Annotated in this window: 19 protein-coding genes; 8 read left to right on the plus strand and 11 right to left on the minus strand. The window is 42.9% G+C overall.

Annotated features, from left to right (window positions below):
• The first annotated feature begins 87 nt into the window (after positions 1-87).
• Positions 88-282: a YwbE family protein gene (locus ACZ9AO_RS18310; protein WP_034316239.1), complete on the plus strand. Its 195-nt coding sequence runs from the start codon at positions 88-90 to the stop codon at positions 280-282.
• Between the two features lie 138 nt (positions 283-420).
• Positions 421-1,080 (plus strand): SIMPL domain-containing protein, encoded by a 660-nt coding sequence (locus ACZ9AO_RS18315; protein ID WP_476109733.1) that lies wholly within the window; start codon positions 421-423, stop codon positions 1,078-1,080.
• A 378-nt stretch (positions 1,081-1,458) separates the two neighbouring features.
• On the opposite strand, the gene purU is transcribed toward ACZ9AO_RS18315, so the two are convergent.
• Complete coding sequence (gene purU / locus ACZ9AO_RS18320; protein ID WP_053537426.1) at positions 1,459-2,358, minus strand: formyltetrahydrofolate deformylase; 900 nt, start codon at positions 2,356-2,358, stop codon at positions 1,459-1,461.
• 166 nt (positions 2,359-2,524) lie between these two features.
• On the minus strand, positions 2,525-2,647 hold the full coding sequence (locus tag ACZ9AO_RS18325; RefSeq protein WP_476109735.1) for a hypothetical protein: 123 nt from the start codon (positions 2,645-2,647) through the stop codon (positions 2,525-2,527).
• 846 nt (positions 2,648-3,493) lie between these two features.
• On the opposite strand from ACZ9AO_RS18325, the gene ACZ9AO_RS18330 reads away from it, so the two are divergent.
• The 4 genes from ACZ9AO_RS18330 (at position 3,494) to ACZ9AO_RS18345 (ending at position 7,663) form a co-directional block, all read left to right on the plus strand.
• Positions 3,494-4,273 carry a transporter substrate-binding domain-containing protein gene (locus tag ACZ9AO_RS18330; protein WP_251541702.1) on the plus strand — a complete coding sequence of 260 codons (780 nt, stop codon included), beginning with the start codon at positions 3,494-3,496 and terminating at the stop codon, positions 4,271-4,273.
• 26 nt (positions 4,274-4,299) lie between these two features.
• The gene (locus ACZ9AO_RS18335) at positions 4,300-4,965 is read left to right on the plus strand and encodes an amino acid ABC transporter permease (RefSeq protein ID WP_054398512.1); all 666 of its coding nucleotides are present in this window, start codon (positions 4,300-4,302) and stop codon (positions 4,963-4,965) included.
• A gap of 11 nt (positions 4,966-4,976) precedes the next feature.
• Complete coding sequence (locus ACZ9AO_RS18340) at positions 4,977-5,717, plus strand: amino acid ABC transporter ATP-binding protein (protein ID WP_095390614.1); 741 nt, start codon at positions 4,977-4,979, stop codon at positions 5,715-5,717.
• A 293-nt stretch (positions 5,718-6,010) separates the two neighbouring features.
• Positions 6,011-7,663, plus strand: coding sequence for a glutamine--tRNA ligase/YqeY domain fusion protein (locus tag ACZ9AO_RS18345; RefSeq protein WP_476109738.1), 1,653 nt, complete (start codon positions 6,011-6,013; stop codon positions 7,661-7,663).
• A 62-nt stretch (positions 7,664-7,725) separates the two neighbouring features.
• Here ACZ9AO_RS18345 and ACZ9AO_RS18350 read toward each other — a convergent pair whose 3' ends face one another.
• The 9 genes from ACZ9AO_RS18350 to ACZ9AO_RS18390 form a co-directional block, all read right to left on the minus strand.
• Positions 7,726-8,580: an STAS domain-containing protein gene (locus ACZ9AO_RS18350; RefSeq protein ID WP_251541707.1), complete on the minus strand. Its 855-nt coding sequence runs from the start codon at positions 8,578-8,580 to the stop codon at positions 7,726-7,728.
• 22 nt (positions 8,581-8,602) lie between these two features.
• Positions 8,603-9,562, minus strand: a complete 960-nt coding sequence (msrB, locus tag ACZ9AO_RS18355; RefSeq protein WP_251541709.1) for a peptide-methionine (R)-S-oxide reductase MsrB — start codon at positions 9,560-9,562, stop codon at positions 8,603-8,605.
• Between the two features lie 150 nt (positions 9,563-9,712).
• Positions 9,713-10,897: a NupC/NupG family nucleoside CNT transporter gene (locus ACZ9AO_RS18360; RefSeq protein ID WP_048685673.1), complete on the minus strand. Its 1,185-nt coding sequence runs from the start codon at positions 10,895-10,897 to the stop codon at positions 9,713-9,715.
• A gap of 265 nt (positions 10,898-11,162) precedes the next feature.
• Positions 11,163-11,615, minus strand: a complete 453-nt coding sequence (locus ACZ9AO_RS18365) for a hypothetical protein (RefSeq protein ID WP_430114798.1) — start codon at positions 11,613-11,615, stop codon at positions 11,163-11,165.
• Positions 11,616-11,730: 115 nt separating this feature from the next.
• Entirely contained in the window at positions 11,731-12,969 is a 1,239-nt protein-coding gene (locus ACZ9AO_RS18370) for a sensor histidine kinase (protein WP_251541712.1), read from the minus strand.
• 10 nt (positions 12,970-12,979) lie between these two features.
• Positions 12,980-13,651, minus strand: coding sequence for a response regulator transcription factor (locus tag ACZ9AO_RS18375; RefSeq protein WP_034316054.1), 672 nt, complete (start codon positions 13,649-13,651; stop codon positions 12,980-12,982).
• A 108-nt stretch (positions 13,652-13,759) separates the two neighbouring features.
• Positions 13,760-14,950 (minus strand): ABC transporter permease, encoded by a 1,191-nt coding sequence (locus ACZ9AO_RS18380; RefSeq protein WP_476109742.1) that lies wholly within the window; start codon positions 14,948-14,950, stop codon positions 13,760-13,762.
• Positions 14,877-15,617 (minus strand): ABC transporter ATP-binding protein, encoded by a 741-nt coding sequence (locus ACZ9AO_RS18385; RefSeq protein ID WP_063595571.1) that lies wholly within the window; start codon positions 15,615-15,617, stop codon positions 14,877-14,879. Before ACZ9AO_RS18385 ends, ACZ9AO_RS18380 begins: the two co-directional genes overlap by 74 nt.
• A 1-nt stretch (position 15,618) precedes the next feature.
• Positions 15,619-16,584 (minus strand): efflux RND transporter periplasmic adaptor subunit, encoded by a 966-nt coding sequence (locus ACZ9AO_RS18390; RefSeq protein WP_251541713.1) that lies wholly within the window; start codon positions 16,582-16,584, stop codon positions 15,619-15,621.
• A gap of 225 nt (positions 16,585-16,809) precedes the next feature.
• Between ACZ9AO_RS18390 and ACZ9AO_RS18395 the strand changes: the two genes are divergently transcribed.
• The gene (locus tag ACZ9AO_RS18395; RefSeq protein ID WP_251541714.1) at positions 16,810-17,148 is read left to right on the plus strand and encodes a DUF485 domain-containing protein; all 339 of its coding nucleotides are present in this window, start codon (positions 16,810-16,812) and stop codon (positions 17,146-17,148) included.
• A gap of 14 nt (positions 17,149-17,162) precedes the next feature.
• Positions 17,163-18,701 carry a solute symporter family protein gene (locus ACZ9AO_RS18400; protein ID WP_072272184.1) on the plus strand — a complete coding sequence of 513 codons (1,539 nt, stop codon included), beginning with the start codon at positions 17,163-17,165 and terminating at the stop codon, positions 18,699-18,701.
• Positions 18,702-18,766: the final 65 nt, after the last annotated feature.

Raw genomic sequence — 18,766 nt, forward strand, 5'->3', positions numbered from 1 at the left:
AGTCGACTGGGCCATCCGTTTTCCTTATACTGAAGTTACTGCATGGTTGAATGGCTGCAAATAACTCTGAAAAGGAATGAATCGAACATGAACGGTAAAAACCGGAAAGATATTACCCCAGGTGCCTCTGTGGACATTGTACTTAAAGCAGATCAACGCACCGGAAAACTGACAAGCGGCACTGTAAAGGATATTTTAACCAACTCCAGCACCCACCCTCATGGAATTAAAGTAAGATTGACTGATGGCCAGGTGGGCAGGGTTCAAGTCATTCATAAGTAATGTGCACTCGGTCCAGGCCGAGTGTTTTTTTGTGATTGTTCGATGAATTAATGACAAAGGGGGATATTTCAATCATGTTTCCCATTCATAATTCGTACAATAGGGGTGAGATTATCTCTATAAAAGGCTGGTGTCAAAATGAATCAAGAATACAATGCCCCCGTTAGGGATTATTACCGCAACGATCAACATTTATTGAAAGTTTCCGGCTCAGAGACGCTATCTGCTGCTCCGGATCAAGCTACGATCACCCTTGGAGTCATAACAGAGGATAAGGACCCGCAAAAGGCCCAGCAAGCCAATTCCCAAGCAATCGCAAATGTCATCGCATCACTTAAATCCGCAGGCATTCCCGAAGAGCAATTGAAAACGAGTGATTACAGAATCGATCCACAATATGATTATATTGACGGAAAGGAATTGTTCAAGAACTACAAAGTCCAGCACATCATACAAGCCCAGACGACCGACATCGAGAAAATAGGCAGCATAATCGATACGGCCGTCAGAAGCGGCGCCAATTCAATCACCAGCATCCGCTTCTCTTTATCCAATCCAGATGCATACTATAACCAGGCACTTTCTCTCGCTTTAAAAAATGCATACGAAAAAGCACTCTCCATGGCCCGAACGCTAGGAATCTCATTGAATCCAGTCCCTAATAAGGTTGAAGAGCTATCCGAAACGGCAACTCCAATGCTTTTTCAAACAAGTACCCTTTCAAAAATGGCGACTACCCCGATTCAGCCTGGTGAATTGAACATCACTGCCTCAGTAAGGGTGGAATACACGTACTAGCACTCACTAAAGCCATCCTAAAAACCCCCCTTAACCTAAAGGGGGATTCAGACTGTAGACAAATTAGAGAAGAACTAATTTACTTTCAATTCGTTTGAAAAGGTTCCAGGTGATTTCAGAAATCCGCTCCCTTTCCGCCGACTGTCTGCCAAGCCTCCTCGCCGGCAAGCGTCTCCGGGGTCTCGGCTAGCCAGTTATTCGGCAGGAGTGTCGCAAATTTCTTCAATCTAGTAAGGGTTTCATTCCTATAATCCAGTTAAAAAACATGCAGATAATTCAGTATTCTAATAAAATCATGGTTCTAGGATGGCAGCAATCCGAACCTCCTTTTGTCGCAAACGGAACCCCCCTTGGCAATCCAAAGGGGGGTTTTTCATTTTAAAAGACTACCGTTTTATTTTCATGAACAATGACGCGGTCCTCCAAATGCCATTTAACGGCACGTGCCAGCACCCTGCGTTCAGCTGAACGACCGATTTTCTTCATATCCCCGGCAGAATCACGATGGTCCACCCGTTCGATATCCTGCTCGATGATTGGACCTTCATCCAAATCATTCGTCACATAATGGGAAGTCGCCCCAATCAGCTTAACACCTCTGTCGTAAGCTCGTTCATAAGGCCGTGCTCCAATGAAGGCAGGTAAAAATGAATGATGGATATTGATGATCCTGTTCGGATGGGCCGCTACGAAATCCGGCGTCAATATCTGCATATACCTGGCTAAAACAATAAGGTCCACTTTGAATTCTTCCAGAAGTCCAAGCTGTTTAGTCTCCACTTCCTTACGTATATCCTTATTGGCAGGAATGTAATAAAACGGGATGCCCATCGATTCGACAATTTCCCTCGTATCTTCATGATTGCTGATGACCAGCGCAATGTCAGCCAATAAATCCCCGCTTTGCCACTCCCATAGCAATTCCAGAAGGCAATGAGGTTCCTTCGAAACGAAGATTGCCGTCCTCTTCAGATCACTCACATGATTAAATGTCCATTGCATCGAGAATGCTGTCGAAACTTCCTGGAATGCCAGTTGCATATCCGCTGCCTTGTCATTTAATCCTGGACAATCGAACTCGATCCTGGTGAAAAAGGTACCGCCCTCAGGATTCATCGAATACTGACTCAATTCAACAATATTTGCATCATATTCTTTAAGAAAAGCCGTAACTGTCGAAACAATTCCCGGCTGGTCCGGACATTTTATAATTAAACGGCCTCTATCTTGATTTCTTTCGCGAAATTCCTGTAACTGCTCTTGCACAAAGTTGCTCACCATTTTCCCAACTGCCCTTCTTCTATTTTGCTATATTATACTTCAATTCATGGCCAAAATTAAAGTCAGTCAATCAATTCGGGATTGAATGCAAAGACCCCCCTACTTTAACAGGGGGCAGTATCATATTGAAACGCGCCGTCTCAGTTTAGAGATGATTTTTTATTTATTTTGTTTTTTCACCTGGACTTGCTGCTAGAGATAAAAAGATATAAGGGAACGCCAATAAAATTAAATCCGGGAATCCGTAGCCAATAAACACTAAGTTATAATCTGGATGTTCATCCATATAATAACCGGCTCCCGCCATATAAAATCCAACAATCAAATATCTAATGAAAGATATAGTTAAAGTACTTATAGTTAGAGCGTTTAATTTTATAGTAACTACAATTTAAGCAAAGTAAACTAAATAGACAATCCCTAAAATAACTAACAGTAGAGAAAAATAATCTGGCTCATATATTGCTTGATTCGAACTGCTAAACATATGAAATCACCTCTTACTTCAAATCTTTTTTTCTTCCTTCTTTTGAACTTGATACATAGGATTTAAATGAAGCATCAGCTTTTAATTCAGCCCGAATTGTAATAATTTAATCGTATATAAAAGGAACTTGTTATACATTCCTACTTTGGAACAATGGGTTTCATTTTTGAGTAAATAAGGAGAAAAATAATGATATGAATGAGGGTCTTTTATTTCATGAGTCACTAGTTCTACTTTAGTAATACTTGCAAAATCAAATGCCTTTTTTTAAAGCTATCCTCTATTCATATTTCATAGGTTTTAATCGCGGAAAAGTCGGCCTGATCACGGTCGACTTTTTTTTATTGAAATAGAAGTGGCCTAGATCTGAAGATGAAAAGATACCATTCGTTCTCATCCTCTATTAAATATGCAGATTATCATTCTTCCAATAAATAACTGGTGAATTTAAAGGAAATGAAGGCAAACGCCGAGAAGCTTTATGAAATGCATAGGTGAAGGGGGATTCTTGGATGAAATGTCGGTATGTTTTGGACAACCTTTTTGGTTTCAGTTTTATTTTCCATAGTTAATAAGGTTATTCACTGCCTCATAAGGGTATAGACCATTCTATTAGTTTTTTTCAAAGGGGGAAATGAAATTATCATGAAATCATCCGTTACATTCATTGTATCCATTCTGGCTGTTCTTGGTCTTCTGTCCGGCTGTGCCGAAAAGGATCAGCTGGAGGACGGGAGTAAGCTGATCAATGAGGACCAGTTTGTTTTCGCTGCCTCAGGTGAATTCAAGCCATTCAGTTATGTCAATGATGACATGACCGTGACCGGATTCGATATTGAAGTTGGCGATGCAATTGCAAAGGAACTCGACCTAGAACCTGTGCCTAAACGGATAAAGTTCAAAGGTATCGTGGAAGGTGTTAAAACCGGTCGGGCAGATGCTGCGGTTGCCAGTCATACAATCAATGAAGAACGAAGTAAACATGTTGCCTTCTCGACCCCTTATTACTATTCAGGTCCTCAAATTTTCGTCCGCCCGGATAGTGATATTAAAACGGTTGAAGATTTAAAGGGTAAGGAAGTTGCGGCTTCTAAAGGCTCCACATACGCAACGACAGCAGAAAAATATACAACCAATGTAAAAACCTATGACAGTGATATCACCGCCCTGAAGGCATTGAGCGGAGGACGTCATGATGCCGTCATCACCGACTTCGTAACCGGCAAGGAAGCGACCAAGGAAGGTTTCGACATCGAAGGAAGGCAATTGATCGAACGAAGCGAGCAGGCCATTGTACTGCCTGACGACAACCCTCGGCTGCTTGCACGCATCAACGAAGCTCTTGAAAACCTCCGTGAAGATGGAACGCTTGCTGAAATCAGCAAAAAGTATTTTGGTGAAGACATCACAACTAAGCCTGAATAAAGATTGATAGAAAGGGAGTCATTACATTGCCAAGTTTTTCACATTTTTTTGATACATTATTTAGCTCCTCGGACGTATTCATCCGGGCCATGCTCCTCACATTGGAACTGACGGTAGTCTCCATATTGGTGGGTATCGTCATCGGTTTGCTATTTGCACTTTTAAAAATATCCAATATAAAAATTCTTACATGGATTTCAGATACATATGTATTCCTGGTACGGGGAACGCCTTTAATCGTACAGATATTCATACTCTATTTCGGTATCAGCAATCTCTTCTTACTGCCGGACTTCTGGGCGGCGTCACTTGCCCTGGCTTTCCATAATGGAGCTTATATCTCAGAGATTTTACGTGGTACGATTCAATCCATCGACAAAGGCCAAATGGAGGCCGGACGCTCCCTTGGCATGAGCAATTCGCTCACCTTAAGGAGAATCATCTTGCCTCAAGCCTTCCGCCGCGCATTGCCGCCGCTTGGCAACCAATTCATCATCGGACTGAAGGATTCATCACTGGCAGCCTTCATATCCATGAATGAGCTGTTTAATGTAGCCACTACGTTGGGCTCGAATAATTTCGATGAAATGACTTATTTATTGATTGTAGCCGTCTACTACTTGATTCTAGTGGCTTTCCTGACCATTATCGTCAATTTATTCGAAAAGAAACTGTCCATTAGTGATCGATAGGGGGAATTGAAATGGAACAAAAAGAAATGATTCGCATTAGGAATTTAAATAAATCGTATGGAAACCTGCATGTACTTAAAGATATCGATATGAAGGTACTCGATAGCGATGTTGTCTGTCTGATCGGACCAAGTGGTTCCGGAAAAAGCACCCTGCTCCGCTGTTTGAATTATTTAGAGAAGAAAGACAGCGGCCAAATCCTCATTGAAGGAACGGAAATCAATCCTGGTACCCATGATATTAATAAAATCCGCGAGAAAGTCGGAATGGTATTTCAGCATTTCTACCTCTTTCCTCATATGACCGTACTGGAAAATGTGATCGAAGCACCGACACACGTCAAAAAAGTCCCTAAGGCCCAAGCGATTGAAGAAGCAAAGGCATTGCTTGCCAAAGTCGGTTTATCAGATAAAGCGGATGTCTATCCAAGCAAGCTCTCAGGCGGACAGAAACAGCGTGTTGCCATCGCCCGCGCCCTTGCCATGAAACCTGATATCCTACTCTTTGATGAGCCCACCTCGGCTCTGGATCCCGAACTTGTCGGTGAAGTTCTTGCCACGATGAAGGAGCTTGCCTTGGAAGGGATGACAATGGTAGTCGTTACACATGAAATGAGTTTTGCACGTGAGGTCGGGGATTGGATTGTCTTCATGCATAATGGGAGGGTTGTCGAAAGCGGACCGCCAAAAGAATTCTTCACCAATCCAAAAGAAGAACGTACAAAAGAATTTTTGCAAACGACAGTCTTTTAATTTTAAGTCCTGTCTGCTAGCGCGATTATAAGCAATACAGGCGTGAATTCCTGTATTGCTTTTTTTAGATGAAAAAGGTTTAATTTGTTTCTTTAATGTCCAGTTAGGTCGTTCCCTAAATTACATGATTAAAGTTTCAGGGATATTTCCGCTCAGATTGTACAAACTAAATACTTGATGAATTGTTTCAGATAAACCGTGATTCCGGCTCGAACATGGAAAAATATCTGTATTTATGGTATATATACAGGTAAAATTAAAAGAAGTATATAAATGAAAGAGGTCGAATTCAGTTGGAAAATAACTCTTCGAATTTTATTAAAAATATTATAAAAGATGACCTAGAGTCCGGAAAACATGATCATGTCATCACCCGCTTCCCTCCTGAGCCGAACGGATATTTACATATCGGGCATGCCAAATCAATCATTTTGAATTTTGGGGTGGCTGATGATTTCAATGGGAAAACCAACCTTCGTTTCGATGATACGAATCCATTGAAAGAGGATATTGAGTTTGTAAACTCCATTAAGGAAGATGTAAAATGGCTCGGCTACGACTGGGATAACCTTTTCTTCGCTTCCGACTATTTTGATGAAATGTATAAAAGAGCTGTGCTGCTCATCAATAAAGGACTGGCATATGTGGACGACCTTAATGCCGACCAAATCCGTGAATATCGCGGAACGCTGACAGAACCAGGGAAAGACAGCCCCTACCGCAATAGAACCGTTGAGGAAAATCTTGAACTATTTGAAAAGATGCGCAGCGGCGAATTCGAAAACGGCGCAAAAGTATTGCGTGCAAAAATCGATATGAGCTCACCTAACATTAATTTGCGTGATCCCGTCATATACCGTATCTCCCATACTGAACACCATAATACCGGCAACAAATGGTGCATCTACCCAATGTATGCCTTTGCCCACCCGATTGAAGATGCCATCGAGGGAGTCACACACTCCATTTGTACGCTTGAGTTCGAAGATCAACGCCCTCTTTATGACTGGATCGTTGAGAATTGTGAAATGGAAAGCAAACCAAAGCAATATGAATTTGGCCGTCTTAACCTGACCAATACAGTAATGAGCAAGCGAAAACTGAAGCAGCTTGTCGATGAGGGCTTCGTGGACGGCTGGGACGACCCTCGGATGCCTACCGTTTCAGGCTTGCGGAGACGCGGGTATACACCCGAAGCGATTCGTGCATTCTGCCAAGAGATAGGTGTCGCAAAAACAAGCGGTATCGTAGACTCTCAAATGCTTGATCATTTCGTGCGGGAAGACTTAAAGCTGAAGGCTCCACGGACTATGGCCATCCTGAACCCGCTTAAAGTGGTCATCACCAACTATCCGGAAGGCGAGATAGAGTGGCTGGATGCTGAGGTCAATCCGGAAGTACCGGAAATGGGTACACGCCAAATCCCGTTTTCACGTGAAATATATATCGAACAGGACGATTTCATGGAAAACCCGCCGAAAAAGTATTTCCGACTTTTCCCGGGCAATGAAGTCCGTTTGAAACATGCTTATTTCATTAAATGTGAAGAAGTGATAAAGGACGACGCCGGTAATGTCATTGAACTTCGCTGCACATACGATATTGAAACGAAAAGCGGATCGGGCTTCACTGGCCGTAAAGTAAAAGGTACATTGCACTGGGTCGAAGCTTCACAAGCGGTTTCAGCAGAATTCCGCAACTTTCAGCCGTTAATCTTGGATAAGGAAAATGATGAAGAGGAAGAAAAATCATTCCTGGACCGGGTAAACCCTGATTCTATCGAAATGCTACAAGGATTTGTCGAGCCTAACATGAAAGATGCTAAGCCTCAGGATAAATTCCAATTCTTCAGGCATGGCTATTATAATGTTGATTCAAAACTTACTGCGGCCGATCACTTGGTCTTCAACCAAATCGTCGGGTTGAAAAGTTCATTCAAGTTATAGAATCACGAAAAAGAACCAGACTCCTAGCGGATCTGGTTTTTTTCATTTACTGCACCCTTATATCATTTTTTCTCGTATAGCTTGATCCCTTGCTTAGAAAGGGCTTGTTTAAGAGTACTATGTGTCGAAACCTGACTAAAATCAAGGCCTAACTGAATCGATGTCTGGGCCACTTCAGGTCGAATCCCGGAAATGGTCGATTGAATGCCTAACAGGTTCAGGGTACTTATCAATTGATAGATTTGTTGGGCAACCATCGTATCCAAAAGGGAGACTCCCGATAAATCGATGAATAAGTGGGTGATATTTTTGCTAATGCATTTGCTTGGAGTCCCATTCAAAATTTCCTTTGCCCGATAGGTATCGATTTCACCGATTAACGGCAATACCGCAATGGCATCAACAATGGGAATGACCGGTGCGCCCAGCTCATTAATCAGCTCCTGTTGAGCTGACAAACGTACTTTTGTCAAAAGGTAATACTGCTCAGTGAACTCACGGTTCAATTGATCGAAGGCATGATTAATAAGCCGGCTCCACCGGATGATTATTTCTTTCGTTATCTTCGTATCCATGAGCATATAATCAGTGATGAATGCCCAATATGTTTCACGTACCTTATTAAGCGCTTCCAACACTTCGTAAATGGGGGTGTCCGATTCAACCCTGCTCTTCGCAACAAGTGTGGCCCACTGCTCCATCGTTTCATTAAAAGCAGTTTCATCTTCAAGTAGAGCACTTGTCACTGTCTTGATGGTCAAAGTATTCTGATCCCTAAGCAGCTTTTCGATTTCCTCATTAGAATCTATTGAATAGATGGACCCAGACTGCTTTTCCCTTAAAGCCAGCCATTTTTCCGTAATCTTCGACGAGTTATCAAGGATATATCGATATAATCTTTCATCTATTTTATCCATTTGTGTTCCCCTATCTCCCTAGTTATTTCATTTTGAATAGTATTAATAAATCTCCATATCCCGCTTTCTCCATTTCGTTTCTGGGGATGAATCGAAGGGCCGCAGAGTTTATGCAATATCTCGTGCCTTTAGGACTTGGACCATCGGGAAAAACATGTCCAAGGTGTGAATCGGCATCCCTGCTGCGCACCTCGGTCCGGGTCATTCGGTGGCTGAGATCCATTTTTTCATTGACACTTGCGGACATGATGGGCTTCGTGAAGCTTGGCCACCCACAACCGCTATCATATTTATCCCGCGAACTGAATAGGGGCTCACCAGAAACGACATCCACATAAATGCCTTCTTCAAAGTGATCCCAATAAGCATTATCGAAAGGCGGCTCCGTGCCATTTTCCTGGGTGACATGAAACTGACTCTCCGTTAAGGTCTTTCTAAGGTGTGCATGATCCTTAGGCCAATTTTCTTTAATGAAAGCATCCCGTCCTGAGCCTTTACGGTACAATGCATAGCGAAATTGGTTTTTCCGATAGAATTCTTGATGATATTCCTCAGCGGCGTAAAATTCCCCCGAGGGTAGAATACCCGTAACAATAGGTTTCTTAAACCGCCCGCTCATCATTAAATCTTCCCTCGATTGTTCTGCCTCCCGTTTCTGACGTTCATTAAGATAGAAAATGGCTGCCTTGTATTGCTTTCCCCTATCCGAGAACTGTCCATTATCATCTGTTGGATCGATTTGCTGCCAGAATATCTCTAATAACGTTTTATAAGAAATGATTGATGGATCGAACACCACTTGAACCGCTTCAACATGATCAGTCGCACCGGTAATCACTTGTTTATAACTTGGAGCGGCAAATTTACCGCCTGTATAACCTGATGTCACTGAAATGATACCATCCATTTCATCAAAGGGAGCAACCATGCACCAAAAGCAGCCTCCTGCAAAGATAGCTGTTTCTTTTCCATCCATCGTCATCCTAAAACTCCCCTTTCACTCCTGTCATTTTATGTATTATATACCAGCAAGCCAAGCACCTTCAAATTCAAAGATTCTACCTTTGCGTAACCAATATAAAAGAGGCACTTAGGAGTGAACCCAAGTGCCCTTTTGTGTTAGATCCGTTATTTAAAGTATCACACTTACAATGATCGCTGATAGGATGCTGACAAGAGTCGCACCGTATAGCAGCTTCAAGCCGAAACGGGCTACAACATTTCCCTGTTTTTCATGAAGTCCTTTGACTGCACCGGCAATGATACCAATTGATGAGAAATTGGCGAATGAAACCAAGAAAACCGAAACGATCCCTATCGTCCTTTCGCTCAAGGCAGCTGATGCTTCCCCTAAGCTCAGCATGGCAACGAATTCATTGGTTACCAGTTTCGTCGCCATGATTCCGCCAGCAGTCACGGTTTCTGAAATCGGTATACCCATGATAAACGCAAACGGTGCAAAGATATACCCCATGATGTCTTGGAAGCTGATGCCGAAAATCATGTCGAATATGCTGTTGATCCCGGCGATTAAAGCAACGAAACCAATTAACATCGCCGCTACAGTGATAGCAACCTTGAACCCATCCATGATATATTCCCCAAGCATTTCGAAGAAAGACTGCTTCTCTGCCCCTTCTTCAACAGGGAGAATATCCTCTGCATCCGTTACTGTATAAGGGTTGATAATGGATGCGATGATAAATCCACCAAACATGTTAATAACAATGGCCGTCACAACGTACTTTGGTTCAATCATCGTCATATAAGCACCGACAATCGACATCGATACAGTTGACATGGCTGATGCACAAAGCGTATACATCCGAGATGGCGGAATGGCACCGAGTTGTTTTTTCAAGGTTATGAAAACCTCGGATTGGCCTACTATTGCTGATGCAACCGCATTGTAAGATTCCAATTTACCCATCCCATTCACCTTACTTAGAACGAATCCAATCCACTTCATGATGAACGGAAGGATCTTGAAGTGCTGTAAAATCCCGATTAATGCGGAGATGAATACGATAGGAAGAAGGACATTTAAAAAGAAGGGCGATGCTCCTTCGTTTACAATCCCGCCAAATACAAAGGTGATCCCTTCATTTGCCCATTCCAAAAGTTTTCCGAAACCATCGGCAATTGAATTGATGATCACTAAGCCAAACTTCGTGTTTAATAATAAATAAGTTAAAACAAGCTGAATGACCACCATGAGGATGATCGGTTTAATTTTAACTTTCTTCCGGTCACTGCTGACTAAGATAGCTAGTCCAAAAACGATAAGCAGTCCTAAAATTGCAATCAGAAATTTCATATATTCTGCCTCCACTAAGGGTGAATTTAATGTTCGTGCATTAATAGTAGGATACCCTCAAATAATTTATGCAAACGTTTTCTCTTTCATCCAAAATACATGTACGTACCTCTCCAGAAGTCTATATTAAACTAATATTTTTTTTAGTGCAATTATTATTTCCCTTTTTAAAATAACAATTAGTGACAATAATGGGTTTCGTGAATAAAAAAAGAAGGCTCCCCTTCGAAAGGAACCTTCTCTTGCCTCAAATAATATCGACTATTCAGGCAGCTGTTTTTCTTGTAATCACCGTTGTCGCTAATCCTGCCCCTCCAATTACAAAGATGATGATGGATGCGGCCAAGCCACCTGCCCCTTGATAAAAGTCGATGAATTTCCCAGCAAAAGAGTCTCTGCCTTGGAAACCGCCGCCGCTTGGCATTTCTCCTGGAGTCCCGGAACCATTAGGCCCCCCTTGTGGAGTGCCCTGCGTATCATTAGTTGCCGTTTCCGTCGATGAATCATCTGTCGCCGTACTGCTATTAGCCGATTTTTCCGTATCATCCGAATCTGTTGTATTGCTGCGGTCGGCAGGCTGACCCATCACCGCCTGTCGATTCATGGGTTCATTGCCGCTGCCATCCACATACATCATGATCCCGATGACTGCTTGGACCATTAAGAGGACCGAAACCAATATTCCAACCAAAAAGTGTAACCTACCAAGTCTTTTCATCAATGATTCTCCTCCGAAAATAAATGTATTTATAAGATGATTATCTAAAAAGACCCTTAATTTTTCCTTAAGCAGCAAGGAAGAAAGTAAGGGTCTTTTTCATATTGGCTGGCAGCTAGTTTTTCCTTTGATTTCTCGGAAAAGTGATTTCAAAACGGGTCCGTTCATTCTGTTCACTTGTAACCTTGATGTTCCCTTGATGTGTGTTTACAATCCATTTGGCTATGGATAGTCCTAAGCCAGAGCCTTCATTTGCCGAACGGGATTGCTCCACTTGGTAAAAACGGTTAAAAATCAAGGGGAGTTCTTCCTGTGGAATGCCTATTCCATTATCTTCTACAGTAAGAATGATGGATGAAGCATTCTTGATGCAGGATAGGGAAATTTCCCCGCCTTCCTCGGTGAATTTCATGGCATTATCCACCAAGATCACCAATAGCTGATGAATTCTCTCTTTATCCCCATGAAACACTACCTGTTCGGGAGCATGGCTAATGATTGATTTCTCTTGAAAAGATGCTATATCCGTATACTGTTCCACGATATCCATAAGTAGGTCATCAAGGAAAAAGTTCGATTTCTTAACCTCCATTTGATTCGAATCGGTTCTGGTCAAGGTTAAAAGTCCGTTAACAAGCTTATTCAATCGGCGGACTTCTTTCGAAATGATGGATATATCAACGGCTTTTTCCTCGATTGTCGCGTTAGGTGATTGAAATAGCAAATCAGCCCGCGATTGAATGACAGCAAGCGGCGTTCGAATTTCATGCGAAGCATCCGAGACAAACTGCTGCTGCTGATCCCAGGATTTCTTGACCGGGATCAAGGCCCGTCCTGCCAGAAGATAGCCAGCGCCCACCGCCACTAGACTTCCAATTCCTCCACCAACAAACAATATGAGCAGCAAGCGATCGAGCATTTCCTTTTCTGTATCCACATTCCTGATGAATTGTACGGCCATCTGTCCATACCCCGTATCGACCTGGGTGGAAAGGGCCCGATACGTGTATCCATTCACTGATATTTCTTCAATGTCATCAAAAGTTTTAGGGAAAAATTTTTGTTCATTGACCTTAAAAAAATTATCTACACTCAGTCTTGGCTCAATGATCGTATCATCCGGTCCCCAAACGATGACGCTTGGCCCCGGTCCTAAGAGAAACTCACCTTGCGGACGTCCGCCTGGCATGCCGCCATTATTGAAATCCCGGTAATCCTTTATAAGTGAATCATTGACATCCTTATAGATCTGGTCTTCCGTATAGAAATAAATCGTTCTGCTTAATATGGCTATTAAGACAATAAAGACGATAGAATTCAATATTGTTAGTTGAAGCCTTGTTTTTTGGAACATAATGATCCCCTTATGGTTGTTTTAGCATATAACCAATACCCCGAACGGTTTGAATATCTTTATGATAATTGAAAGGTTCCAATTTTTTTCTAAGGTGATGGATGAACACTTCCACAATGGCAATCGTCGTATCTGAATCAAACCCCCAAATGCGGTCGAAAATCTGCTCACGGGTCAATATTTTCCCATTATTTTGAATCAGGTATTCCAGTAATTCAAACTGTTTCAAGGTCATTTTAATGACCTTTCCATCAACCAAAATATCCTTTTCTTTTTCCAACAGTTCAATATTACGGTATTTCACATGCTGTTCTAGCGAAATAATGCCACTCCTTCGAAGCAGGGCACGAATCCTGGCCTTAAGTTCCGGTGCCTGAAACGGCTTGACTAAATAATCATCGCCACCCATTTCCAACCCTCTGACACGATCCTCAAGTGCATCTTTTGCCGTCAAAAACAAGACACTTGTATCTATTTTTGCTTCCCTGATTTTCCGTACAATTTCAAATCCATCGATTCCCGGAAGCATTACATCCAAAATGATGATATCGTAAATACTTTGTTGAGCCATGAATAGCCCATCTTCCCCATTATCCGCTGTATCGACTTCATATTCATCCGTCAAAATCTGTCGGATCGACTCTAATAATGAAACATTATCTTCTACCACCAAAACCTTCATGCAGGGTACCTCCCAACCGCCTCAATTGTGATATATGTTGATTTTATCCTTTTTCATATGCAAAAGAAAGCGGGCTTTTAATGCCTGCTTTCTTTCAAAATGGTATGTTCATTCGTGACGCAGTGCCTGGATTGGATTTAATTTGGATGCCTTATTGGCAGGAAATACACCAAACATTATCCCGATTAAAATGGAGAATAAAAAGGCAAACAATGTCACCGTCCATGAATAACTAATCGTTAAACTTGAAAAAGCTGAAATCAATTTTGCGATTCCCAAGCCAATTCCAACTCCCAACAGTCCCCCGAAGCAGCTCAGGACCATCGCTTCAATTAAAAACTGAAGAAGAATCGATTTCCGATTTGCCCCAATTGCTTTTCTAATCCCGATTTCCTTTGTCCTCTCCGAGACGGAAACCAACATGATATTCATGATCCCGATTCCGCCTACTAGTAACGAAATACTGGCAATACTGCCAAGCATGAGTGTGAACGTTTCCGATACAGAGCTCATTGTATCCATCAGATCTTCTTGATTGGACACCGAGTAGTTATCACTCTGTTCTGGGAATGATGTGGTCATCGCACCTTGTACCTGGTACATTGCCCTATCCATGATATTCTCGTTCTCCGCTTTTAAATAGACGGTTCCGATTGTCGTGCTGCCTGTAGCCCTTTCGGCAGTGGTGATAGGTGCAATGATGACATCATCCCCGCTCGATCCCATTGAGGTGCCTACCGATTTCAGGACACCGATCACGCGATAGGAAACACCGCCGATAAGCACGTTCTGGTCCACGGCTTTTTGATTTTCAAAAAGCGTGGTGGCTGTATCCGACCCCAGGACAACGACCTTGGAGCGTAATTCCGTTTCCATATCCGTCAAAAACCGGCCTTGACTGAGCTCTAGATCCCTAACTGATAAGTAGGATGAAGTTGCACCGGTCATTGAAACCTGCACCGTAGCTTCTCCGTTCTTGGCATAAACGCGTCCAGTGACCACAGGCGCCACTTCCGATATCCCGCTCAGCTCTTTAAACTGTTCAATTGTATCATCCGTCAGCTCCACGGAGTCGGTATCCGTGACACTTACCGTTATCAGGTTCGTTCCCAGGCTATTGATTTCATCCTCAACGGACTGTGAGGAACCCTGCCCAATCGAAACCAGGACGATTACGGAGGCAACTCCAATTATGATCCCAAGCATGGTTAAAAATGCTCTGACTTTATTGGTTTTGATACTGCGTATAGCCATCTTCATTGATTCGCTCAGGTTCAATCCAATCACCTCCGTTTTCAAATAGCTGACCATCCTGTATCCGGACGACACGAGTCGCTTCTTTTGCCACTTCCAAGTCATGGGTTATAAGAATGATTGTTTGTCCCTTTCCGTTCAATTCTTTCAGCATCTGCAGCACTTCTTTACTCGTTTTACTATCAAGCGCCCCCGTCGGCTCATCCGCCAATAAAACGGGAGGATTACCGGCAAGTGCCCTTGCAATCGCAACTCTTTGCTGCTGTCCACCCGACAATTGGGTAGGCAGATGATTCTTCCGGTCACCAAGGCCCACCATATCAAGGCACGCATTGGCCACTTCTCTTCTTTCCTTCACGCTTGCCCCTCTATAAACCAGGGGAAGTTCGACATTCTCCAATGCTGTCAGTTTTGCCAACAGGTTGAAATTTTGAAAGATGAATCCTATTTTAATATTACGAATGGCAGCTAACTCATTATCCTTCATCTTCTCCACTTCTTTACCATCAAGAAGATATTCACCTATATCAGGCTTGTCAAGGCAGCCAATCATATTCATGAACGTCGATTTCCCTGACCCAGAAGGACCGATGATCGAAATGAAATCGCCTTTATCGATTGTAAGACAGACATCCTGAAGTGCCTTGACCGTTTCACCGCCTAATTCATAAGATTTAGACATGTTCTTAATTTTTATGATGGGTTTCGCCATTTTACTGACCTCCCTTTCCACTCGGCATTCCGCCACCGTTTGGCATCCCGCCGCTTGGCATTCCGCTGCCGCTCTGCATTCTTATCTCGCCTCCTTGGCCTCCCCTCATTCCTTCGCCGCCGCTGGTGGAGCTTTCATTGATGGTGATAGGCAAGGAAACAAACTGTCCCTCTTCAAGCCCCGAAGTTATTTCAATATATCTATCGTTGCTGATTCCAGTCTCAACCACTTTCTTTGTACTGGCAGCTCCTTCAGTTGTACCGGATTGTTGTATATTCACATATTTCTCTTCCCCGTCGATTTGGACTGCTTCAATCGGAACATATAAAGCATCTTTTACACTATTCGTCAAAATGCTCACCTCAGTCGACATCCCAATTTTTATATCGCCGGGTTTGTCAATTTTGATAGTGACATCGAATGAAGAAACTCCATTCTCATATGTACCTTCCTTTGCTACACTGGTTACTTCCCCCGTAAACGTTTCATCTTCAAAAGCACTGGCTTTAATTTCAACCGTTTGTCCTTTTTTAACACTTGGAACATCCAATTCATCAACACTGATCGTGGTTTTCAATTTTTTATAATCCGTAACATGTGCCAACACTTCACTGCTTGATACACGATCGCCTTCTTCAACATCCATTGTTGTTACGGTACCATCGAATGGGGCCGTTATCGGGTCACTTCCATCCGTGAAGGTAATAAGTTCATCACCTTTCTCAACCAATTCATTCTTCTCTACCAGAACTTCGTCCACTTCACCCGTTATGGAAGATGTAATGTCCTCACTATTGATTGCGGCGACCGATCCGGAACCGCTTATTTGAACTTCAAGATCTCCCTTTTCTACTGTAGCCGTCACCGATTTCGCAATGACAGGCTCAGCATTGTCCTTCATGAAAAACCAAACGCTCCCCCCAATCGCCAGCACTAAAACCGTACCTATCATTATCAACTTTTTCATCACTTTTCTCCTTTCAGGTTTCCTTCGTTGAAACCAGTATCGTGAAAGAAGCTTAACTTTTCCTTAATGGTTTTGCTTGTGCGTAAAAAGAAAAAACTATGTCGAACGAAAAAAACTTTAATTTCAGCATTTAAATTTACAATATATTCTGAAAAATATATACTGATACTGTTATCGGAAATTGGTAATGAAAACCAAATCAATAATGATGAAGGGGGAACCAACTTGGCATCAAACGATTCAATCGCTAAGCAAACCGAGGTAAGCGCTTCCGCAGACTACACCAAGATCGTCCAATCACAATCTTTTCAAGAACTCTTAAGGAAAAAACGCAATTTCATCGTGCCGCTATCCATCTTTTTCATGGTCTTTTATTTCACCCTACCCATACTAACTTCCTATTCTAAAGTTCTTAACTCCTATGCTTTTGGGGCAATCAGCTGGGCCTGGATTTTTGCCTTCGCCCAATTTATCATGACCTGGACATTATGCATCCTCTATTCCAGAAAAGCGGCGACATTTGACAAATTAGTAGAAAAAATAGTTAAAGAAGCGAAAGGATAAAAGGTGAATTCACAATGAATATTCTTGCTTTTATATTATTTCTTATCATTGTCGGACTAACATTGGTCATTACCTATTTTGCTTCACGGCGCACCAAAACGACCGCGGACTTTTATACGGCGGACAGCAGCCTCACTGGCTGGCAGAATGGCTGGGCCATTGCGGGAGATTATATGTCCGCCGCCTCATTTTTGGGAATAGCCGGCATGGTCGCACTCTCTGGATTTGACGGTTTTTTCTATAGCATAGGTTTTCTGGTTGCGTATCTGGTCGTTCTTTATATTGTGGCCGAACCGCTTCGTAACCTTGGCAAGTATACATTGGCGGACATGATCGCTGCCCGTTTCAATGAAAAGAAAGTACGCGGGGTTGCTGCCCTTAACACCATTTCGATTTCAACCTTTTATATGATCGCCCAATTAGTCGGTGCAGGTGCCCTTATAAAACTCTTACTTGGAATTGATTATCTTTACTCCGTCATCATTGTAGGTATTTTAATGACCGTATATGTCGTTTTCGGCGGTATGACGGCCACCAGTTGGGTCCAAATCGTTAAAGCCGTTTTATTGATGGCAGGAACATTCATCATCTCCATCATCGTGTTGGCGAAATTCGACTTTAGCGTGATCGAGATGTTCAGGCAGATGAAAACAGCCACTCCTTTGGGCGGGGATTTCCTTAACCCCGGTAACAAATTCAAGGATCCTTTGGATACTTTATCCCTTAATTTAGCGCTTGTACTCGGTACGGCTGGACTACCTCACATTCTTATCCGTTTCTTTACGGTGAAAGACGCCATCACAGCCCGAAAGTCAGTAGTATATGCCACTTGGATCATTGGCATCTTTTATATAATGACCATTTTCCTCGGCTTTGGAGCGGCAGCCTTTGTCGGTTACGACAAAATAATAGCCGCGAATGCGGCCGGCAATATGGCTGCTCCGCTGCTTGCCGAAGCCATTGGGGGCGACTTCCTGTTCGCCTTTGTCTCTGCAGTTGCTTTCGCTACCATTTTAGCGGTTGTGGCAGGTCTCGTTCTATCGGCAGCATCTGCTTTTGCCCATGACTTCTATGGCCACATCATCCGGAAAGGTCAAGCCACCGACAAAGAACAAGTCGTTGCTGCCCGTTGGGCATCCATCGGAGTATCCATCCTTTCCATCATCCTGGCCTTATTTGCCCAAAACATGAATGTCGCCTTCCTTGTTTCACTTGCCTTTGCCGTCGCTGCCAGTGCCAATCTGCCCATCATTGTCTTCACGGTATTCTGGAAGCGTTTTAACACGGCTGGGGCTGTAACGGGCATGTTAGTTGGACTGGTCAGTTCTCTATTGCTTGTATTCCTAAGTCCCAATGTCTGGTCACCAGTGGAGGGAGCGGCAATATTCGTTGGGGAACCATTATTCCCACTTGCCAACCCAGGCATCATCTCCATCCCGATTGGTTTTATCGCAGCCATCGCCGGAACACTTCTGTCAAGCAAAAAAGCTGATGCCAAAAAATTCGACGAAATTTTGGTTACTGCCAACACTGGGATGAAAGATCCTATATAAACTAGATTCATTATTATTTTTAAATATTAAAAAGAGAAAGGAGAGCAGGCTTCGGCCTGCTCTCC

This window comes from Peribacillus sp. TE19612 (genome assembly GCF_056279465.1).